The organism is Arachnia sp. (assembly GCF_057238465.1).
This window is the reverse complement of sequence record NZ_DBHHFZ010000017.1, coordinates 16,250-32,813: the sequence shown is the minus strand read 5'-3', so window position 1 is coordinate 32,813 and position 16,564 is coordinate 16,250. Positions and strand designations below refer to the sequence as shown.

Here is a 16,564-nt window from a genome sequence, read left to right as displayed (position 1 = left end):
GCCACCCGATCCGGCGATCCGGGAACCAGCAATTACGGTTTCCGTTCCACCCGGCCGGTCAGCGGCGGCGGTGGCGTTCCGTGCGCAGCTCCTCGTAGCCCGGGACGTCGCCCTCGCGATAGCGACGCCAGGCTTCGGTGAACAGCTGATGGTAGGGGACCAGCGGCACCACCACGCTCTGTCTCGGTTCCACCTTCAGGGTGTCCAGGAGATCGTAGAAGGGGGCCTTCCAGACCTCCATGGGCAGGTGGGGGGAGCTGGCCTCCTGCCAACCCCCGGGCAGGAACAGGGTACGTCCCGCCCGGGAGCGTTTGGCCTCCAGGACGAGGCCTTTCTCCAGCAGCGGGGCCGCCGCCTCGACCCGGGCGGTTTTCTTCCAGGCGTTCCAGCTCTCAACGTTCCTGTCGGTCGGGTTGTGGAGGGCCAGCAGCTGCAGCCAGTAACGGGAGGAGGCCTCCGGCAGGCCGAGGGTTTCGGAGACCTCGGCGACCACCCGGGGGGCGGATACGAGAGGGTCCTGCTGGGTCCCGGGGACTCCGGAACGCAAATCCTCCTGGATGGCGTCGAAACCGCCCGTCAAAACGCTGATCCGGTTGAGCAGGTTGTCCTGGAAACTCAGGTCCTCGGGGATGCTCGCCGCCAGGGTGGCCTCCGTTTCCCAGTCGGTGACCTTCGCAGGATCCCAGGAGATCGCGTCGTAGTGTCTGTCGGCGGTGATGGTCCAGGCCCCTTGAGAGATGCTCGACCCCACCGGGGTCTGTTTGGTGCGTTTCGACAGGCCCAGGAGGACCCGCATCTTCCCGTGGTTGGTGTACTCGTCCCAGCCGGATGACGGTTTTTCGCATCCGGCCCGGATGACGTCGAAACGGTCGGCCAGCCAAGGGCCGAGCGCATCGGAGCGGTCCACCCTGGTGGCCGCCCACAGCCAGGTGCTCAGGTGTTGATCGTCCAGTTCCTCCTGTTCCGCCAGTTTGCGGAGACGATCGGCCCCGCCCCACCGGAACTCTTTGGTGGCCGCGGCCAGCAGCTCCTCGGGAAGCTGGACGCGGTCACCCTGCCAGGTCTTCCACCATTCGATCATGGCCTCGATGTCGAGGCCCTCGCGGACCGTCCTGACCGGATCCTGGGCCCCGGCCGCGAGCAGCTCGACCAGGACCCACACGCCCAGGCCCTTCAGGAACTCACGCGCACCGGCCGCCTCCGCGACCTTCAGGCCCAGGAGCTCCCGCACGGGTTTCGGCAGGTAGTTGTTTTCCCAGCTGTTCAGGTTCGGCAGGCCCGCCAGCAGTACACCGGCCGCCGCCGGCGACCAGCCCAGGCCCTCGGCCAGCCGGTCCCTCCGGGCCGGGTCCCACGGGGCGGGACCGTCGGACAGCAGCTCCTCGAAGGCGGCCACCAACGCTTCGGGTGAGATCCCCCGGGAACTATGGCGGGGCGCGGTTTCGTGCCCTTTGACGTGAGGTGGTATCCCGCCCGTGGGCGAGAACACCAGCATCCTGTTGTCGTCGAGCCCCGGGGCGTTCGACGAGAACACCGGCATTCTGTCGTCCTCGTCGTCGCTACCCAGGGCGATCGCGGGACCGGTGGGTGTCTCGATCAGGGCCCCCATCTCGCAGGGGGACGGGTCGTTCCACTGATACGGGAAATCGAAGACGCAACCCTCCGGTGTGTAGAGGCCCGCGTCCAGCACGGCGGCGACGGCCGCGGCGGCCCCGCCGATCCCGTCGCGCTCCCGGAACGGAGTTGCGGCGCAGGCCAGCAGCACCTCCGGATGGGTGAGCAGCAGGTACAGCCTGGAACGGACCATCTTGACCCTCACCTGCTCGCCGGCCAGGCGGCGGGCCAGGGCCAGCATGGTGGAACGCGATGTGGTTGCTCCGCTGTGCCACCCCAGCACGTTCCAGACGGCCAAGTCGTCAGAAGGTTCCCACTCCGCGAAGGTGCCCGGCGCCGTCTCCTCCGCGGCCTCCCGGGCCAGGGCCCGGCCCTCATCGACGATCTTCTTGACGCGGGCCGTGAGCCAGATCACCGAATCCACCAAGGCCGGGTCGGTCGTTCCCAGGAAGGTCTCGGCGGCGGCGCGGGCCTCCTCGGTGATGAACTGTTCATCCACCACACCGTCGGTGTCCTCCAGCAGGAAGTTCAGGTCATCGGCATCGCATCCCTGCCGCTGGTTCGCGGCGGGTGTGGCTGCCAGCAGGGCCGTGGCCATCTCCGGGGTCACCGAGCGCAGCCTGGCGCTGACGGCCTCGTCGCGCACCCGGAGATGGTGCCATCCCACCCTGGGCAGCTGCGACAGCAGATGTGGCTGCCCCAGCGCATCGGAGGTGGACAGGACACGCTCGCAGGTGGGGTCGCGGTGAAGACAGTTCGAACTGCCGACCAGCCAGTACCCACCGCCCGGGCGGCTCACCCGGGCGGTGAAGAAACCCTCGCCGGTGTCGGTATCCAGTCGGTAACCGTCGATTCCCAGGAAACGCCGCTGGTCCTCCCGTGTAAGCACCACCCAGCCGTGCACACCCTCCTTCTGGGGCAGCGGGGAACCGGGAACGGTGACCGGGGTCCACAGCAGGTTGCTGGCAGACAGTTTCCAGCCGTCACGAAGGTGTGGCTCGACCAGCTCGGCCAGACCGTTCGGCAGCGATTCGCGTCCCGGATTCCCAGTCTCGGGATCGACCTCCCGGATCCCGTCGTCGCCCACCCAGTAGGTGTTGCCGTCGTGCAACACCTGCTTCAGGTGGCCGAACGGTGATTCCTGGTCCCCGACCCGCAGCACCCGTTGCCCGATCAGGCGTCCGGAGGCGACGGGGAAGGACTGGGTGTTCCGGGAAACCCGCCAGACGTAGGGTGCCTTGCGCGGGTGGGCCGGATCATTGGACCAGACGAACCATTCGTCGTAGGAACTGTCCCGGTAGTAACAGCCCGTCACCCCGTCGACCAGGATGTAGTGCCAGTCCTCGGGGCGGACGCCCTTGGGAATGGTGAACGTGGCCTCCGCGACGCGCCTGTCGCCCTCCACCCAGATGACGCGGCCGTTCTTCGCGACACCGACGGCGGGCCAGGATTCGTGCAGGGTCACGTCGTCACCGAGTTCCGCGGCCGCCTTCTCCAACTCGGGCCAGGTGTATTCGGTCAGCACCCCGTCGCGCAGCGCATCGGCCAGCAGCTTCGGGGCGTCCAGGTGCGAGATGAAGGCGGCGAACTGCTCCGGATAGGCGGCCCGGCCCTCGGGGGTGAACAGCGGCTGCAGCCGTCTCAGCTCCGCCGCCACGGCCAGAGTGGTGGCGTCCTTCCCCAGCCTGGGGGCGGCCCAGCGGCCCAGGATCTCCCGGGTGCCGGAATGGGACAGCAGCAGGTGCAGGTGCCCCTGCCCGATCATCCGTCCCATGTTGTCGAGTCCGAGCGCGGCGTGTTCGCTGCGGGCCAGGTGTTCCAGATCGGGGCGTTCCTGCTGCTCGGCCCAGCGGCGGAAGTCCAGTTTCCTCCAACCCGGGTCCTCCTCGAAAGCCACCCGGGCCCCCGCATCCAGCAGCGCATCGAGCACCTCGGGTTCGAGTCTCCACAGGTTGCTCGACAACGTGACGGTGGCTCCCCGCAGGCCGGGCAGCTGCCTCAGCAGCAGACACAGCTTCCTGGGGTAATCGGTATCCCACTGGTCCTGCAGCATGCGGATGTAGCGTTCGGCCCAGGTGGCCGCGTCGTGTTTTCCGGAACGCAGCTCTTCGGCGACGCCGGTGGCCTCCAGCACGTCGATCCACATGTCGGGACGCATCCTGTCCGGGGCCAGGCCGAGCAGCCTCTGGCGCACCGACTCGTCCTGTTTCGCCAGCTGGACCAGGGGCTTGGAGTAGCCGTCCCAGAAAATGGTGGGGGCGTGTTCGATGGCGGGGGAACCGAGCAACGCGGACAGTAGCCTGGTCTCCACCTCCAGCCGGTCGGCCCCGGCAGCCCTGATCAGGCGGCGCATGTCCGCGGGGAGAGCCGCGTAGGGCGGCAGGCCGCCGCGGACCCGGTCGATGTTGAACTTTAGGAACAACTCAAGGGCGTCCGCGGGGGTGTGACGTTCGAGGAGGGTCTTGGATTCGTTGGTGAGTTCCTTGGCGCTCAGCGCCCCCGCCAGCGCGAACTCCAGAAGCACCTGGCGGTGGCGTTCCTCGTCGATGACCAGACCGTGCACCCGCTCGGCCTCGCGGGCCTTGTTGAAGAACTGCATGGCGTAGGTGTGGTTGTTGTTGCGCAGGAAGATCCGCGCGCCCTCCTCCAGGAAGGTGGGGAGGAAGTGCGGGGCGGAGTTCCCGAGCCGCCCTGCCAGCTCGTCGAGGAGTTCCTTGGCCGGGCCGGCCTTGCTCCGGGCGAGTTTCGCGGCCCGGTTGAGATCACCGACCAGGTTCAGGGCGTGCCGGGCGTTGGGCGGGTCGGTGATGATCGGCCAGGCCGGGAAACCTATGGCACGGTTGCGGACGTGACCCACCCCGGCTGCCCCGTCCGGGGTGAAACCCAGCACGCCCAGGCTCAGGTCCTCCACCTCTGCGAGGTTCTCCCGGGCCAGGCGCACCACGGTGCGGCCCTCGAACTGGGGATGGACGTAACGACGCGCCTGCAGGGCGACGGTATCCGGGACGGCGGTGGGAGAAACACCGCCCAGCTCTGCGGCTCGGGAATCTGTGATCATGCGGGGAACCTTAGACTGAGGGACTGACAATTTTTCTTCAGGTCGCGGATGCGGGAATCGGGGATCACCGCTCGTCCTTGTCCGCTTTCACCTTGCGGCCCGCGAAAATGTGTGCCGCCATGCGCACCCCCTCCGAGTAGGCCAGCGGACCGACCTCGGCGACGGGCACGATGCGGTCGTCGCGCACCCAGTGCAGATCCCCCGTGACCGTTTCGAACTCCGGCGAATCCGCCCCGATCCAGTACCGGGCCGTCACTGGTTCACCATCCTCGAAACACAGACAGGTGGCGTAGCCACCCGACACCTTGAAACCGGCGGAGGACGCGCGACCCGCGGCGAAACGCAGCTGCTCGAACTCGCCACCCGCGTACTGGGCGAGCTCGACGACATCCGGGGCGATGTCGTCGGGGCGGCGATGCACCTCGCGGAACAGCTGGTCGAAACGCTGCTTGATGCCCAGTTCCACGGCGAACTCACGCAGGTCGTCGAGATCGGCCAGCAGCGCGGGGTGGGGGAGCAGCACCCGTTCTGCGGTGATGGTCACGGATTCACCGTCCAGGTCGACCACGCCCAGGCCGCCGGGGTCGGCGGCACGGAGGAAACCCGCCACCTTGCCGTCGTCTGCGGCGACCACCAGGTCGGTGAGCCAGGAACGCCACGCCTCATCGGCCCACACCTCGGCCAGCACCGCCCGCGGCACCGGCAGGGAACGCAACAACCAGCGTTCCACCTCCGCCCCGGCCTCGGCGTCGTGGGTGTGCAGGAAGGACAGGGCCGCGTCCAGGTCCTCCCACGCCGCGGTTTTCCTCACGGCTGGCGGCACCGAGGCCAACTCCTTGCCCTTGCTGTTCCGTGCGACGATCACGCCGTCACGAATCGCCAGTTCATGTCCGGTGCCGGTTGGGATCCACTGCATGCGCCACAAGGTATCGGGTGTCCCCGACAAAACTCGGCCCGGGCCCGGCCGGGATCTTGTTTCGTCAGCCCGTGGGTTCGTTCGAGGCCGGTGATGGGGTTCCGCTGGGTGGTCACCACGAGATCCTGTTCCGGGCAGCCGTGGTCACGACGCCCCCGTCCGGTCGGATGGATCCGGTCATGGCGGGTAGGGACGACCGAACCGTTCGGAAATCCCGGGGCCGGATTTTCGAAAACCTTCTGCGAGGGGGGTCGCTCGTTGTAGCGTGTCGGGGTGGAGACGAGCAATGATCGGCGCACGAACCCGATTCGATGAAGTATCGGTTCTTGCGAGCCGAATGAACCGCTCCGCAAGCAGGTGAGGAAGGAAACACGATGTCAACACCGAATGGGTCGGGAACCCCCAACCAGCCCGGCGGAACCGGAGGGCCCGCCCAGCAGCCGGGGGCGCCGCAGTTCATCCCCCCGGGGCAGGGGCAGTCCCAGGGGTATCAAGGACCTCCCCAGGGGTACCAGGGGTATCCGGGAAACATGAACGTGCCGCCGCAGCCGGCCACACAGGGGTGGTCCCGACCGCCGCAGGCCCCGCAGGGACCGGCGGCGCAAGGGCATCCCGTACCTCCCCCCTACGCTGCGGGTTACGCCCAGCAGGGGCCTTACTTCCAACAGGGTCCGGGATCCTCCCCGAAGAACTCGAAAACCGGTCTGTGGGTCGGGATCGGGGCCGCTGCCGTGGTGGTGGTCGTGGCGCTGGCGCTGGTGATCTCGGGCGTTTTTCCCGGAGGAGGCGGTTCCGGTGGTGGAGCCGCCGGTGGAGCGGGGGGATCCGGGAAATCGGCGGATCCCAGGGAAACCGCCAGGACCATCGCCACGAATTACCTCACCGCGATCTCCGAGGGGCGTGCGGAAGACGCCAAGAAACTCCTGTACTCCATTTCGTACGATGATTCGCTGCTCACCGACGAGGTGCTGAAGGATTCGTTGACCCGGGCCCCGATCACCGACATCAACGTCGGTGAACCCACCGGGGAGTACAGCACTTTCGATGTTTCCGTCACCTACAAGGTGGGCGGCGAATCGGCCAGCGACAAGTACAAGGTGAGTACCGGGAGTGAAAAGATACTCACTTCGATTCCCAGCGTGGGGCTCTATTCCCTCAAGGGGGTCGACATCACCGTGAACGGCGTGAAGGCGAAGAGCGGCGAGAGCCGCCATGCGGTGTTCCCGGGAAGCTATGTCATCGCCTCCGCCAACAAGTACTTCGAGGTCGACGGGAACACCACCGTCGTCGTCACCACCGGGAAGGACAGCGCGTCGCCGTCGGACCTCAAGCTCAAGGTGAGCCAGGCAGGCATCACCCTGTTCCGTGAGAAAGTCGTGACCGAGGCAAAGGCGTGCCTGGCCTCCAAGGCCCTCGACCCCGGCTGCAACATCGCAATCAGCGCCACAACCCAGAACGGCGGAACCGTCGCCGAGGGCAGCGTCACACGCACCCAGGATTCCGAGAACGCCACCAAGCTGGAGAATGTCGTTCCCAAGCCCGGCACCTCGGTGCCCACCATCATCTCGGCCCGGGATCTCGGCGACATTCAGGTCACCGCCACCTGCACCGATTCGAGCGGATCGGGTCCCTGCAAACTCCTGTCCGGCAAGGGGTCAAGGTTCCCGACGGCATCGCTCAACGTTGCCGAGGAAAACCCTAAGGTGATGTGGGAGGAGAGATAGGAGAAATCCCGTCAGAATCTTGGCCCGGCGGCCCATGAGGGATCGCCGGGCAACGCCCTTTCAACGGATTTTCAGCCGATTTCCCAGAAGGTCTTTCCCGACATGGCGGCCTGCAGTGCGTCGTGCGGACTTTCCGCGCGGGCCTCGGCCACCTGCGCGCGCAGCAGGTCGTCGTAGGCGGGACGCTCCACCTGCCGGAAGATCCCGACCGGGGCGCGGTGCATCACGCCGTGGTCGGTGAGCTGCGCCAGGGCGAAGGCCTGCGACGGGTCCTGCCGTCCCGCGTCGTGGATGACGATCCTCTCCGGGGCGGCGGTGGCGGTTTCGGTGACCCGCAGCCCCCCGTCGGGTTCCCGGACCACGCAGAGTTGCTCCTCGGAGCCGAAGACCACGGGTTCACCGTCGCGGAGCCGGATCAGCGCGTTCGCCGACTCCGGGCCCTTCAGTGCGTCGAAGGCCTCGTCGTTGAAAATCGGGCAGTTCTGGTAGATCTCGATCAGGGCGGCGCCGCGATGCCGGGCCGCCGCGTTCATGACCTCGGTGAGCTGCGCGCGATCGGAGTCGACGGCGCGCGCCACGAACGACGCCTCCGCGCCGAGCGCCAACGCCACCGGGTTGAACGGCACATCGAGGGAACCGTAAGGCGAGGACTTGGTCAGCTTGCCCTGCTCCGAGGTGGGGGAGTACTGCCCCTTCGTCAATCCGTAGATGCGGTTGTTGAACAGCAGGATGTTGATGTTCACATTGCGTCGCAGAGCGTGGATGAGATGGTTGCCGCCGATCGACAGGGCATCGCCGTCGCCCGTGATCACCCACACGTTGAGGTCCTCGCGGGCCGCCGCCACCCCGGTGGCGATGGCGGTGGCGCGGCCGTGGATGGAGTGCATCCCGTAGCAGTCCACGTAGTAGGGGAACCGTGACGAGCATCCGATGCCGGAGATCACGACGGTGTTCTCCCGGGCGATGCCGAGGTCGGCCATCATGGCCTGGAAGGTGGACAGGATCACGTAGTCGCCGCAACCGGGACACCAACGCACCTCCTGGTCGCTGGTGTAGTCCTTCCGGGTCTGCGGTGCCTGCGCGAGGGGAATCCCGGCGAGCCCGTGCATCACTCCACCTCCAGTGAGTCGATCTCGGCGGTCAGGTCGGCTTCCAGCTCACCCACCGAGATGGGCAGCCCCCGCACCCGCGAATAACTCTGGACATCCACCAGGTATCGGGCGCGCAGCAGGAAGGCCAGCTGTCCCAGGTTCATCTCGGGCACCAACACCCTGTCGTAGCCGCGCAGCACCTCTCCCAGGTTGGCGGGCATGGGGTTGAGGTGACGCAGGTGCGCCGTCGCCACCTCGCGACCCGCCAGCCGCACCCGGCGTGCGGCGGCCGTGATGGGCCCGTAGGTGGAACCCCACCCCAGCACCAGCAACCGGGCCCGTCCCGAGGGGTCGTGGACCTCGACGTCGGGGATGTCGCGGACGATGCCGTCGATCTTCGCCTGCCGGGTGCGCACCATCAGGTCGTGGTTCTCGGGGACGTAGGAGATCGCGCCGGTGGTGGAGTTCTTCTCCAGCCCCCCGATGCGATGTTCCAGCCCCGGGGTGCCGGGCACCGCGAAGGCGCGCGCCAGGTTCTCGTCGCGCAGATACGGATGGAAGACGGGTTTCCCCTTTGGGTCGGTCGCGTTCGGTTCGGTGGCGTAACCGGGGACGATCGGGTCGATTTCGTCCAGATCCGGGATCCGCCAGGGCTCCGCCCCGTTGCCCAGGTAGCCGTCGGTGAGCATGATCACCGGGGTGCGGTACTTCACCGCGATCCGGCAGGCCTCGACGGCGGTGGTGAAACAGTCCGCGGGGGAGCGGGCGGCCAGCACCGCCACAGGGGATTCGCCGTTGCGTCCCAGGATCGCCTGGAACAGGTCGGCCTGCTCGGTCTTGGTCGGCATCCCCGTCGATGGTCCGGCGCGCTGCACGTTCACGATCACCAGGGGCAGCTCGGTCATCACACCCAGGCCGACGGCCTCCATCTTCAGGGCCATGCCGGGCCCCGACGTGGTTGTCACCCCGAGCAGGCCCGCGTAGGAGGCACCCAGCGCGGAACAGATGCCCGCGATCTCGTCCTCCGCCTGCACCGTGATCACACCGGTGTCCTTGCGGCGGCTCAACTCGTGGAGGATGTCGGAGGCGGGGGTGATCGGGTAGGACCCCAGGAACAGCTGCATCCCGGCACGGTCGGCACCCGCCATCAAACCGTAAGCGGTGGCGAGGTTCCCGGTGATCTGGCGGTAGCGGCCGGGTTTCATGGGGGCCGAGGCCACGTGGTAGCGGTATTCGAAGACCTCGGTGGTCTCCCCGTAGGCGTGCCCCGCCCGGAAGGCCGCCAGGTTCGCGTCGCGGATCTCGGGTTTCGAGGCGAACTTGGTCTTCAGGAAGTCGATGGTGCCGGAGGTGTCGCGGGAGTACAGCCAGCACAACAATCCCAGGGCGAACATGTTCTTCGTGCGGCCCGCGTCCTTGCGGCCCAGCCCGAAGGGTTTCGCCGCTGCCGTCGCCATGCCCGTCAGGTCCAGGGAATGAACCTTCCAGTCGGCCAGGGAACCGTCGGTCAGCGGATTCGTGTCCCATCCGACCTTCGCCAGGTTGCGTTTCGTGAAATCGCCCTCGTCGACGATGATCACCCCGCCCTTGGGCAGATCGCCGAGGTTGGCCTTCAGGGCAGCCGGGTTCATGGCCACGAGCACGTCTGGCCGGTCGCCGGGGGTGACGATGTCATAGTCGGCGAAGTGCACCTGGAAGGAGGAAACCCCGGGGAGGGTGCCCTGCGGGGCGCGGATCTCCGCGGGATAGTTGGGCAGGGTGGCGATGTCGTTGCCGAGCGATGCCGATTCGGCGGTGAAACGATCCCCCGTCAACTGCATCCCGTCGCCGGAATCCCCGGCGAATCGGATCACCACCCGATCCAGTGATCGCGTCTCAGCCACGAACAACCCTCTCAGTCTCAAAGCTCCGGGCAAGTGTATAGCGGCGCATCCGGTGACATCCTCACCCGAACGAAACGGGACCCGAACGGGTGGGGTCGGTGGGGACGAAGGACGTCCTTGGTGTCGCCGCCCCGTAGTATGCCTTTCATGGCCCGGATCAACGACTTCTCCCTTGAATCGCCGGTGCGTCCCCTTGACGCGCCGCGCGGGGGGAGTTCGGTGCCCCGTGAACCGGGCGTCCGTGATGATCGTCTTGCCCGTCGGCCGCGGCGACGGGGGAAGTTCTGATGCCCGCGGCGTCGCGAGGATTGAAGGCGTTCAAGGACGCCTTCAGGGCGCGCGCGGTGCTGGTGGGGTGCCTGGGTTCGGTGCTGCTGGTGCTGGGGTCACTGACCCCCGCCTACCTGCCGCGGGTCTCCCCGCTGACCCGGGCGATGGCGTCGTACGGGCTGGCCGGTGTCGAGTGGACGTGGATCGGCACCATCATCACCATGGCCGGGCTTGCCCTGATGCTCGAGTTCTGGTTGAGAGTGCGCCCGGCGCGAAGGGAGTCGCGGGGACAGCCGCAGCTGCGCCACTGGGCGGTGCTCGCGATCGTCGCGGCCCCCATGCTGGTCGCTCCGCCGATCTTCAGCCACGATGCCTACTCCTACGCGGCCCAGGGCTGGTTGCTGAACAACGATCTCAACCCCTACCTGGTGGGGCCCGGGATCCTTCCCGGACAGTTCGCCGACCAGGTGGCCTGGGTGTGGCGTGACACACCCGCCCCCTACGGACCGTTGGCGCTCCGGCTGAACCACTGGCTGATAGTGCTGGTCGGGTTCGATCCCTACTGGTCGACGGTGATCATGCGGCTGCCCGCGCTGATCGGGGTGGGGATGATCGGCTGGTCCTTGCCGAGGATCGCGGGACGGTTCGGCATCAACCCGGCAGCCGCCAGCTGGTTCGTCCTGGCCAATCCCATCGTCATCATCGACTTCGTGGGTGGCGCCCACAACGACGCCCTGATGATGGGTCTGGCGATGATGGGGATCTGGATCACCACCAAGTGGCGCACCTGGTGGTGGGGGGCGGTCGCGGTCGGGGTTGGGGCCGCCATCAAACAGCCCGCGGTTTTCGTCGCGGTTGCCCTGCCCTTCATCACCCACCCCTGGACCTCGTGGAAACCCCGTCCGCTGGCCATCGCCGCGGCCCGGGCCCTGGCGTCGTTGGCGGTCTCGGTGGCGGTGTTCGCGTTGCTGAGCGTCGTGACCGGGCTCGGATTCGGGTGGGTGAACGCGGTCGATGTTCCCGGCAAGGTGACCAGCGCCTCACCGTTCAATCTGCTCGGGGAGGCCGTCGAGTACCTCCTGAACCAGGCGGGTATCGACCAGGGCGGCAAGGCGGCCGTCGGTGCGATGCGTTCCCTCGGGCTCCTGGTCTGCGCCATCGGGATCGTGTGGCTGGCCATCCGGCACCTCGGACGCCGCCCCCTCAACTTCACCGGGTGGGGGTTGCTGCTGTCGGCGTTCACCCTCCCGGCCCTCCACTCCTGGTACCTGCTGTGGGGTGGGGTGCTGTTCCCCATGACCCGTCCCAACACCCGTCGGCTCCGGATCGCCATCATCATCTCCGCGGTTCTGCTGGCCTACGAGGCCATGGTCTTCGCGGTCCGAAACGGCACCTGGCTGGTTGCGTTGCTGCTGATCTGGGCTGGTTGGGAATCCGTGAAGGCCCACGAACTCACCCAGAGATGGGACGCCAAGGCCCCTCAGGAGAGTTTGGCCGAGTCGTAGTCCACGGCGACGGGACAGTGGTCGCTGACCCGGGAGTCGTAGTCGGCCTCGCGCAGCGATTCCGCCCTGACCGCCGCCCGCGCCAGCTTCGGCGTCGCCAGGTGGTAGTCGATGCGCCAGCCCGCGTCGTTCGCGAACGCCTGGCCCCGCCACGACCACCACGAGTAGGGGCCGTCCTGGTCCGGGTGCATGGAACGCACCACGTCGACGAGGGTTCGGGGCCCGAGCTGGGCGGTGAACCAGTCGCGTTCCTCGGGCAGGAAACCGTCGGTGCGCTGATTGGAGCGCCAGTTCTTGAGGTCGTGCCGGGTGTTGGCGATGTTGAAGTCCCCGACTATCACGTACTCGCGCCCGGCCTGCGCCGCTGATCTGCGGGCCCGGGTCAGGTGACGCGCCAGGCCTGAGAGGAACTTCATCTTCCGTTCGTACTTCGGGGTGTCGGCCTCCTCTGGTTTCCGGGCGTGATGTTCCGGTACGGCGCCTTTCGGCAGGTAGAGGGATGCGACGCGGATGGGGAGCCCGGCCAGGTCGACCTCCACGTAGCGGCCCTCACCGGCGAAGGCAGCCAGGTCGCGGTTGCCCACCCGTTCCACCTCCGACTCGGTGGGGATGCCGTCGGGCGTGATGATCACCGCGGTGCCGTCGAGGGTGGCGATCCGTTCCGGTGCGTCACGGGTCAGGATCGCCACGCCGTTGCGACCCGCCAGTTCGCCGATGGACCAGGCGACGTGATGTCCGTCGAAGGCGCCGGCGGGCAGGTCCCTGAGGCGGCAGCGCACCTCCTGTAGGCACAGGACGTCGGCCTCCTCGCGTCGCCACAAATCGTGCAGGCCCCGGCGCAGCGCGGCGCGGATGCCGTTGACGTTGTGGGAGATCAGACGCAGGTTGCTCATGGCGTCGCATGTTAATGCCGGCGGGGGTGATTGGCCGGGATGCTACCTTTTTTGACGACCCGAGAGGTTGGAGGAAACACATGGCCGGAGGCCTGGCTGCGCTGCTGGATGACGTGGCGATGATCGCGAAACTGACCAGCGCAACCAGCACCAAGGCAATGGCGGTCGTGATCGATGACGCCGCCGTCACCCCGCGCTACGTCACGGGACTGAGCCCGGCCCGGGAGCTGCCGATCATCTGGCGGATCGCGAAGGGTTCGCTGCGGAACAAGGCGATCATCCTGGTGGTGGCGTTGGCCCTGAGCCAGTTCATTCCCTGGATCCTGACCCCGATCCTGATGATTGGCGGCGCCTATCTGTGTTTCGAGGGCGCCGAGAAGGTCTGGGAGGCCGTCTCCGGGCACCGCGAAGAGAACGAGCCGGCGGCGGATCGCGGCGAGAAGGACGAGAACGTCCTGGTCAACGGCGCCATCACCACCGATTTCATCCTGTCCGCGGAGATCATGGTGATCTCCCTGAACTCCCTCGCCGAGGAGGGTTTCTGGCGCCGCGCGATCACGTTGGTTCTGGTCGGGATCCTGATCACGGTGCTGGTCTACGGTGTGGTGGCGCTGATCGTGAAGATGGACGACGTCGGCCTGAAACTGAAGCAGGGCAAGGGGGTGGGTCGTGCGCTCGGGGGTTTCCTGGTGGCCGCCATGCCGAGGCTGCTGGCCACGCTTTCGGTGATCGGGATCGCCGCCATGCTGTGGGTTGGTGGGCACATCCTCCTCGACGGTGCCGCCAAGCTCGGCTGGGATGCGCCCCTGGGGCTGGTTCACGGTCTGGCCCACTCCACCGCCTCGGCTCCGGTGGCCGGTGAGGCGCTGGAGTGGGTGGTGGAAACCGCCTGCTCCGCGGTGCTCGGCCTCGTGATCGGAGCGGTGATCGTCGCGGTGATCCACCTGATTCCGAAGCGGGCCGCCGAACCCGCCCGGTAGGCTCAGGTCATGGGTGAAGATTTTGACGAACGGGCCGCCACCTGGGACGACGACCTGGAACGGATGGCCAGGGTCCGCAGAGTCGCCGCCGTGGTGCGTTCGGTGGTGCCCCTCGACGGGCATCCGGTGACTGTCGAGCTGGGCTCCGGGACGGGCATGCTGGCCCGCTGCCTGCACGACGTGCTCGGGTCCACCACCCTGCTGGACTCCTCACCGGCGATGGTTGAGGTCGCGTCGAAGGCCTTGGTATCCGAGGGGCTGGGGGACTGGAGCGCCGCCGTGGCCGACCTGTCCGAGGGGATCCCGGGTGGACCCTACGAGCTGGCGCTGGCGCAGATGTTCCTCCACCACGTCAACGACGTGCCGGACCTGTTGAGGGCGCTGCGCCAGGCGATGACCCCGGGTGGGGTGGTGGTGATCGCCGACCTCGACCACGACGCCGCGAAGCGTTACCACGCCACGGCCGTCGATTTCCACGGTCATCACGGTTTCTGCCGCGACGAGCTGCGTGGCTGGCTGGATGAGGCGGGATACCGCGACATCTGCTTCCACGACGCCGGGGTGGTCGGCAAGGAGGTCGACGGCGAGCGTCAGGACTTCCCGATGTTCCTGGCGGTCGCGAAGGCCTGACGGGTCGCGGTATCACCGCGGTGGCCCAGCAGCCACGGGACGGGTGGTCCCGGTGTCATCGACCCCATTCCCGCCGCTTACGGCCGAGCTGGCGGCCCCGCCGGTTCAGCGGTAGTTCACGAACTGCACGGCGAAGTCGTAGTCGGCCTCCTTGATGAGGCGCTGGACCTCCTGGAGGTGGTCGCGTGATTTCGAGCTGACCCGCAGCTCGTCGCCCTGGATCTGCACCTTCACGCCCTTGGGGCCCTCGTCGCGCACCAGCTTGGAGATCTTCTTCGCGTCCTCCTGTTTGATGCCCTGCTTGGTGGTGCAGGTGATCTTCCACATCTTCCCGGAGATGCGGGGTTCGCCGGCGTCGAGGGCCTTCAACGAGACCCCGCGCTTGATCAGCTTCGACTGGAACACATCCAGCACCGCCTTCGCGCGCTCCTCACCGCTCGACTCGATCTCGATGGCCTCCCCGGACCAGCGGATGGAGGAGTCGGTGTTCTTGAAGTCGAAGCGCTGAGACACCTCCTTGGCGGCCTGGTTCAGCGCGTTGTCCACCTCTTGGCGATCAACCTTGCTGACGACGTCGAAAGAGCTGTCCGCTGCCATGGGTTCCTCCTCGGATCGTGGGCCACCCATTGTGCCAGCCCCACCCGGTCCCTCTCCCCGCCGCCACCCCGTCCCCCACCGCCCGCGAGTTATGTCATTTGGAAAGAAAATGTGGGGTACACGGTACAAAACCTTTCACCACAGCCTCAAAACTTTTCACGGGAGCCCGCTCGCACCCCGGGTTGGACGTATCCGCCCCGGCACTGATACTCTTTCCGTCGCTGGTCAGCCAGTGTTCGGCAGGTTGCCCGAGCGGCCAAAGGGAGCGGTCTGTAAAACCGTCGGCGTTGCCTACGTTGGTTCAAATCCAACACCTGCCACTGCCCCGGATCGGATGGATCCGGGGCTTGAACTTTTTCACGACCCGGTAACCGTCCCGCGACGATGGCAGCGGGCCTCGCCGCCACCCGGGATCCCGGAAAAGCAGATGGAGGGGTTCGGCGTCGGAGAGTTCCGGTGCTCTCAGCACCACGTCGCCGGTGGCATCCATCCGGCCATCGCACGTGGCTAGGCTCTTGTCATGTCATCAACTCCGCACTTCTCCCTTGAAACCGGTGAGATCGCCCCTCTGGTCCTCATGCCCGGCGACCCGCGTCGCGCCGAACACATCGCCCGGAACCGGCTCGACGGCGCCCAGCTGGTCTCCGATGTCCGGGGTATCGGAACCTGGACCGGCACCCTTGACGGGGTTCCCGTCACCGTGACCGCCTCCGGGATGGGGGTTCCGTCGATGTCCATCTACGCCACCGAACTGTTCTCACGCCACGGGGTGAGGCGCATCTGCCGGGTCGGCACCTGCGGGGCCTTCTCACCCAGGGTGCATGTCCGCGACGTCGTGATCGCCTCCGCCGCGCACACCGACTCCTCGGTGGCCACCGTCGCGGTCCCCGGGGTGACGTTGTCGCTGGCGCCGGACTTCGACATGCTCGCCGCCGCCGTGACGCAGGCGCGACGGGGCAGCGGCAGGGCGGTTCACGTCGGTTCTGTTTTCACCAGCGACTACTTCTACCACCCCCGCACCGACATCATCCCGGAGCTGTCGAAGCTGGGCACCCTCGCGGTCGAGATGGAGGCCGCGGGTCTGTACGCGGCGGCCGCCCGCAACAACGCCGAGGCCCTGGCGGTGCTGACCGTCTCCGATCACCTCCTCGACCACTCCGCCGACCTCACGGCCACCGAACGCGAAACCATGTTCGAAGACGCCCTCGAGATAGCGGTGGCCGCCCTGCTGGCCCGCGAGTAGGGCGTCGCGAGAAACCGGCTGAGCCGGCCTGCTCGTTTGGCGAGCTGGTCGTGTCGAAACCTCTTGCGCGTGGTTGGGTGGCCGGGGTCGGGTCTGGTTACCGGGCGCTCACGTGCTGGCTCAACCAGCTTCGGAGGAGAAAGGCGCTCACATGTTGACT

At 67.3% G+C, this 16,564-nt stretch carries 11 protein-coding genes and 1 tRNA gene; 6 read left to right on the top strand and 6 right to left on the bottom strand.

Annotation, left to right across the window (positions count from 1 at the left end):
- Positions 1-58: 58 nt before the first annotated feature.
- Positions 59-4,672 (bottom strand): hypothetical protein, encoded by a 4,614-nt coding sequence (locus ACO6D6_RS14250; protein ID WP_484785906.1) that lies wholly within the window; start codon positions 4,670-4,672, stop codon positions 59-61.
- 64 nt (positions 4,673-4,736) lie between these two features.
- Positions 4,737-5,588 (bottom strand): DUF4132 domain-containing protein, encoded by an 852-nt coding sequence (locus ACO6D6_RS14245; RefSeq protein ID WP_484785905.1) that lies wholly within the window; start codon positions 5,586-5,588, stop codon positions 4,737-4,739.
- Positions 5,589-5,962: 374 nt separating this feature from the next.
- On the opposite strand from ACO6D6_RS14245, the gene ACO6D6_RS14240 reads away from it, so the two are divergent.
- Complete coding sequence (locus ACO6D6_RS14240) at positions 5,963-7,312, top strand: hypothetical protein (protein WP_484785904.1); 1,350 nt, start codon at positions 5,963-5,965, stop codon at positions 7,310-7,312.
- Positions 7,313-7,383: 71 nt separating this feature from the next.
- Here ACO6D6_RS14240 and ACO6D6_RS14235 read toward each other — a convergent pair whose 3' ends face one another.
- Entirely contained in the window at positions 7,384-8,421 is a 1,038-nt protein-coding gene (locus ACO6D6_RS14235) for a 2-oxoacid:ferredoxin oxidoreductase subunit beta (RefSeq protein WP_484785903.1), read from the bottom strand.
- Positions 8,421-10,292 carry a 2-oxoacid:acceptor oxidoreductase subunit alpha gene (locus tag ACO6D6_RS14230; protein ID WP_484785902.1) on the bottom strand — a complete coding sequence of 624 codons (1,872 nt, stop codon included), beginning with the start codon at positions 10,290-10,292 and terminating at the stop codon, positions 8,421-8,423. Before ACO6D6_RS14230 ends, ACO6D6_RS14235 begins: the two co-directional genes overlap by 1 nt.
- 281 nt (positions 10,293-10,573) lie before the next feature.
- Here ACO6D6_RS14230 and mptB point away from each other — a divergent pair, with 281 nt between their 5' ends.
- Positions 10,574-12,061 carry a polyprenol phosphomannose-dependent alpha 1,6 mannosyltransferase MptB gene (mptB, locus tag ACO6D6_RS14225; protein WP_484785901.1) on the top strand — a complete coding sequence of 496 codons (1,488 nt, stop codon included), beginning with the start codon at positions 10,574-10,576 and terminating at the stop codon, positions 12,059-12,061.
- Here the strand turns inward: mptB and ACO6D6_RS14220 are convergent.
- On the bottom strand, positions 12,037-12,945 hold the full coding sequence (locus ACO6D6_RS14220; protein WP_484785927.1) for an exodeoxyribonuclease III: 909 nt from the start codon (positions 12,943-12,945) through the stop codon (positions 12,037-12,039). The two genes, mptB and ACO6D6_RS14220, sit on opposite strands and share 25 nt — an antisense overlap.
- A gap of 89 nt (positions 12,946-13,034) precedes the next feature.
- Between ACO6D6_RS14220 and ACO6D6_RS14215 the strand changes: the two genes are divergently transcribed.
- Both ACO6D6_RS14215 and ACO6D6_RS14210 read left to right on the top strand, forming a co-directional pair.
- The gene (locus ACO6D6_RS14215) at positions 13,035-13,934 is read left to right on the top strand and encodes a DUF808 domain-containing protein (protein WP_484785900.1); all 900 of its coding nucleotides are present in this window, start codon (positions 13,035-13,037) and stop codon (positions 13,932-13,934) included.
- 9 nt (positions 13,935-13,943) lie between these two features.
- A complete protein-coding gene (locus tag ACO6D6_RS14210; RefSeq protein WP_484785899.1) occupies positions 13,944-14,564 on the top strand; it encodes a class I SAM-dependent methyltransferase in 621 nt (206 codons plus the stop codon).
- A 105-nt stretch (positions 14,565-14,669) separates the two neighbouring features.
- On the opposite strand, the gene ACO6D6_RS14205 is transcribed toward ACO6D6_RS14210, so the two are convergent.
- Positions 14,670-15,161: a YajQ family cyclic di-GMP-binding protein gene (locus tag ACO6D6_RS14205; RefSeq protein ID WP_484785898.1), complete on the bottom strand. Its 492-nt coding sequence runs from the start codon at positions 15,159-15,161 to the stop codon at positions 14,670-14,672.
- 238 nt (positions 15,162-15,399) lie between these two features.
- Between ACO6D6_RS14205 and ACO6D6_RS14200 the strand changes: the two genes are divergently transcribed.
- A tRNA-Tyr gene (locus ACO6D6_RS14200) sits at positions 15,400-15,481 on the top strand.
- A gap of 200 nt (positions 15,482-15,681) precedes the next feature.
- Positions 15,682-16,404, top strand: a complete 723-nt coding sequence (deoD, locus tag ACO6D6_RS14195) for a purine-nucleoside phosphorylase (RefSeq protein ID WP_484785897.1) — start codon at positions 15,682-15,684, stop codon at positions 16,402-16,404.
- The last annotated feature ends 160 nt before the right edge of the window (positions 16,405-16,564 follow it).

What these genes read in the sequence shown, in the direction of transcription:
- ACO6D6_RS14250 (WP_484785906.1), bottom strand. Translation starts at nt 4,672, where the DNA reads ATGATCACAGATTCCCGAGCCGCAGAGCTGGGCGGTGTTTCTCCCACC.
- ACO6D6_RS14245 (WP_484785905.1), bottom strand. Translation starts at nt 5,588, where the DNA reads ATGCAGTGGATCCCAACCGGCACCGGACATGAACTGGCGATTCGTGAC.
- ACO6D6_RS14240 (WP_484785904.1), top strand. Translation starts at nt 5,963, where the DNA reads ATGTCAACACCGAATGGGTCGGGAACCCCCAACCAGCCCGGCGGAACC.
- ACO6D6_RS14235 (WP_484785903.1), bottom strand. Translation starts at nt 8,421, where the DNA reads ATGCACGGGCTCGCCGGGATTCCCCTCGCGCAGGCACCGCAGACCCGG.
- mptB (WP_484785901.1), top strand. Translation starts at nt 10,574, where the DNA reads ATGCCCGCGGCGTCGCGAGGATTGAAGGCGTTCAAGGACGCCTTCAGG.
- ACO6D6_RS14215 (WP_484785900.1), top strand. Translation starts at nt 13,035, where the DNA reads ATGGCCGGAGGCCTGGCTGCGCTGCTGGATGACGTGGCGATGATCGCG.
- ACO6D6_RS14210 (WP_484785899.1), top strand. Translation starts at nt 13,944, where the DNA reads ATGGGTGAAGATTTTGACGAACGGGCCGCCACCTGGGACGACGACCTG.
- ACO6D6_RS14205 (WP_484785898.1), bottom strand. Translation starts at nt 15,161, where the DNA reads ATGGCAGCGGACAGCTCTTTCGACGTCGTCAGCAAGGTTGATCGCCAA.
- deoD (WP_484785897.1), top strand. Translation starts at nt 15,682, where the DNA reads ATGTCATCAACTCCGCACTTCTCCCTTGAAACCGGTGAGATCGCCCCT.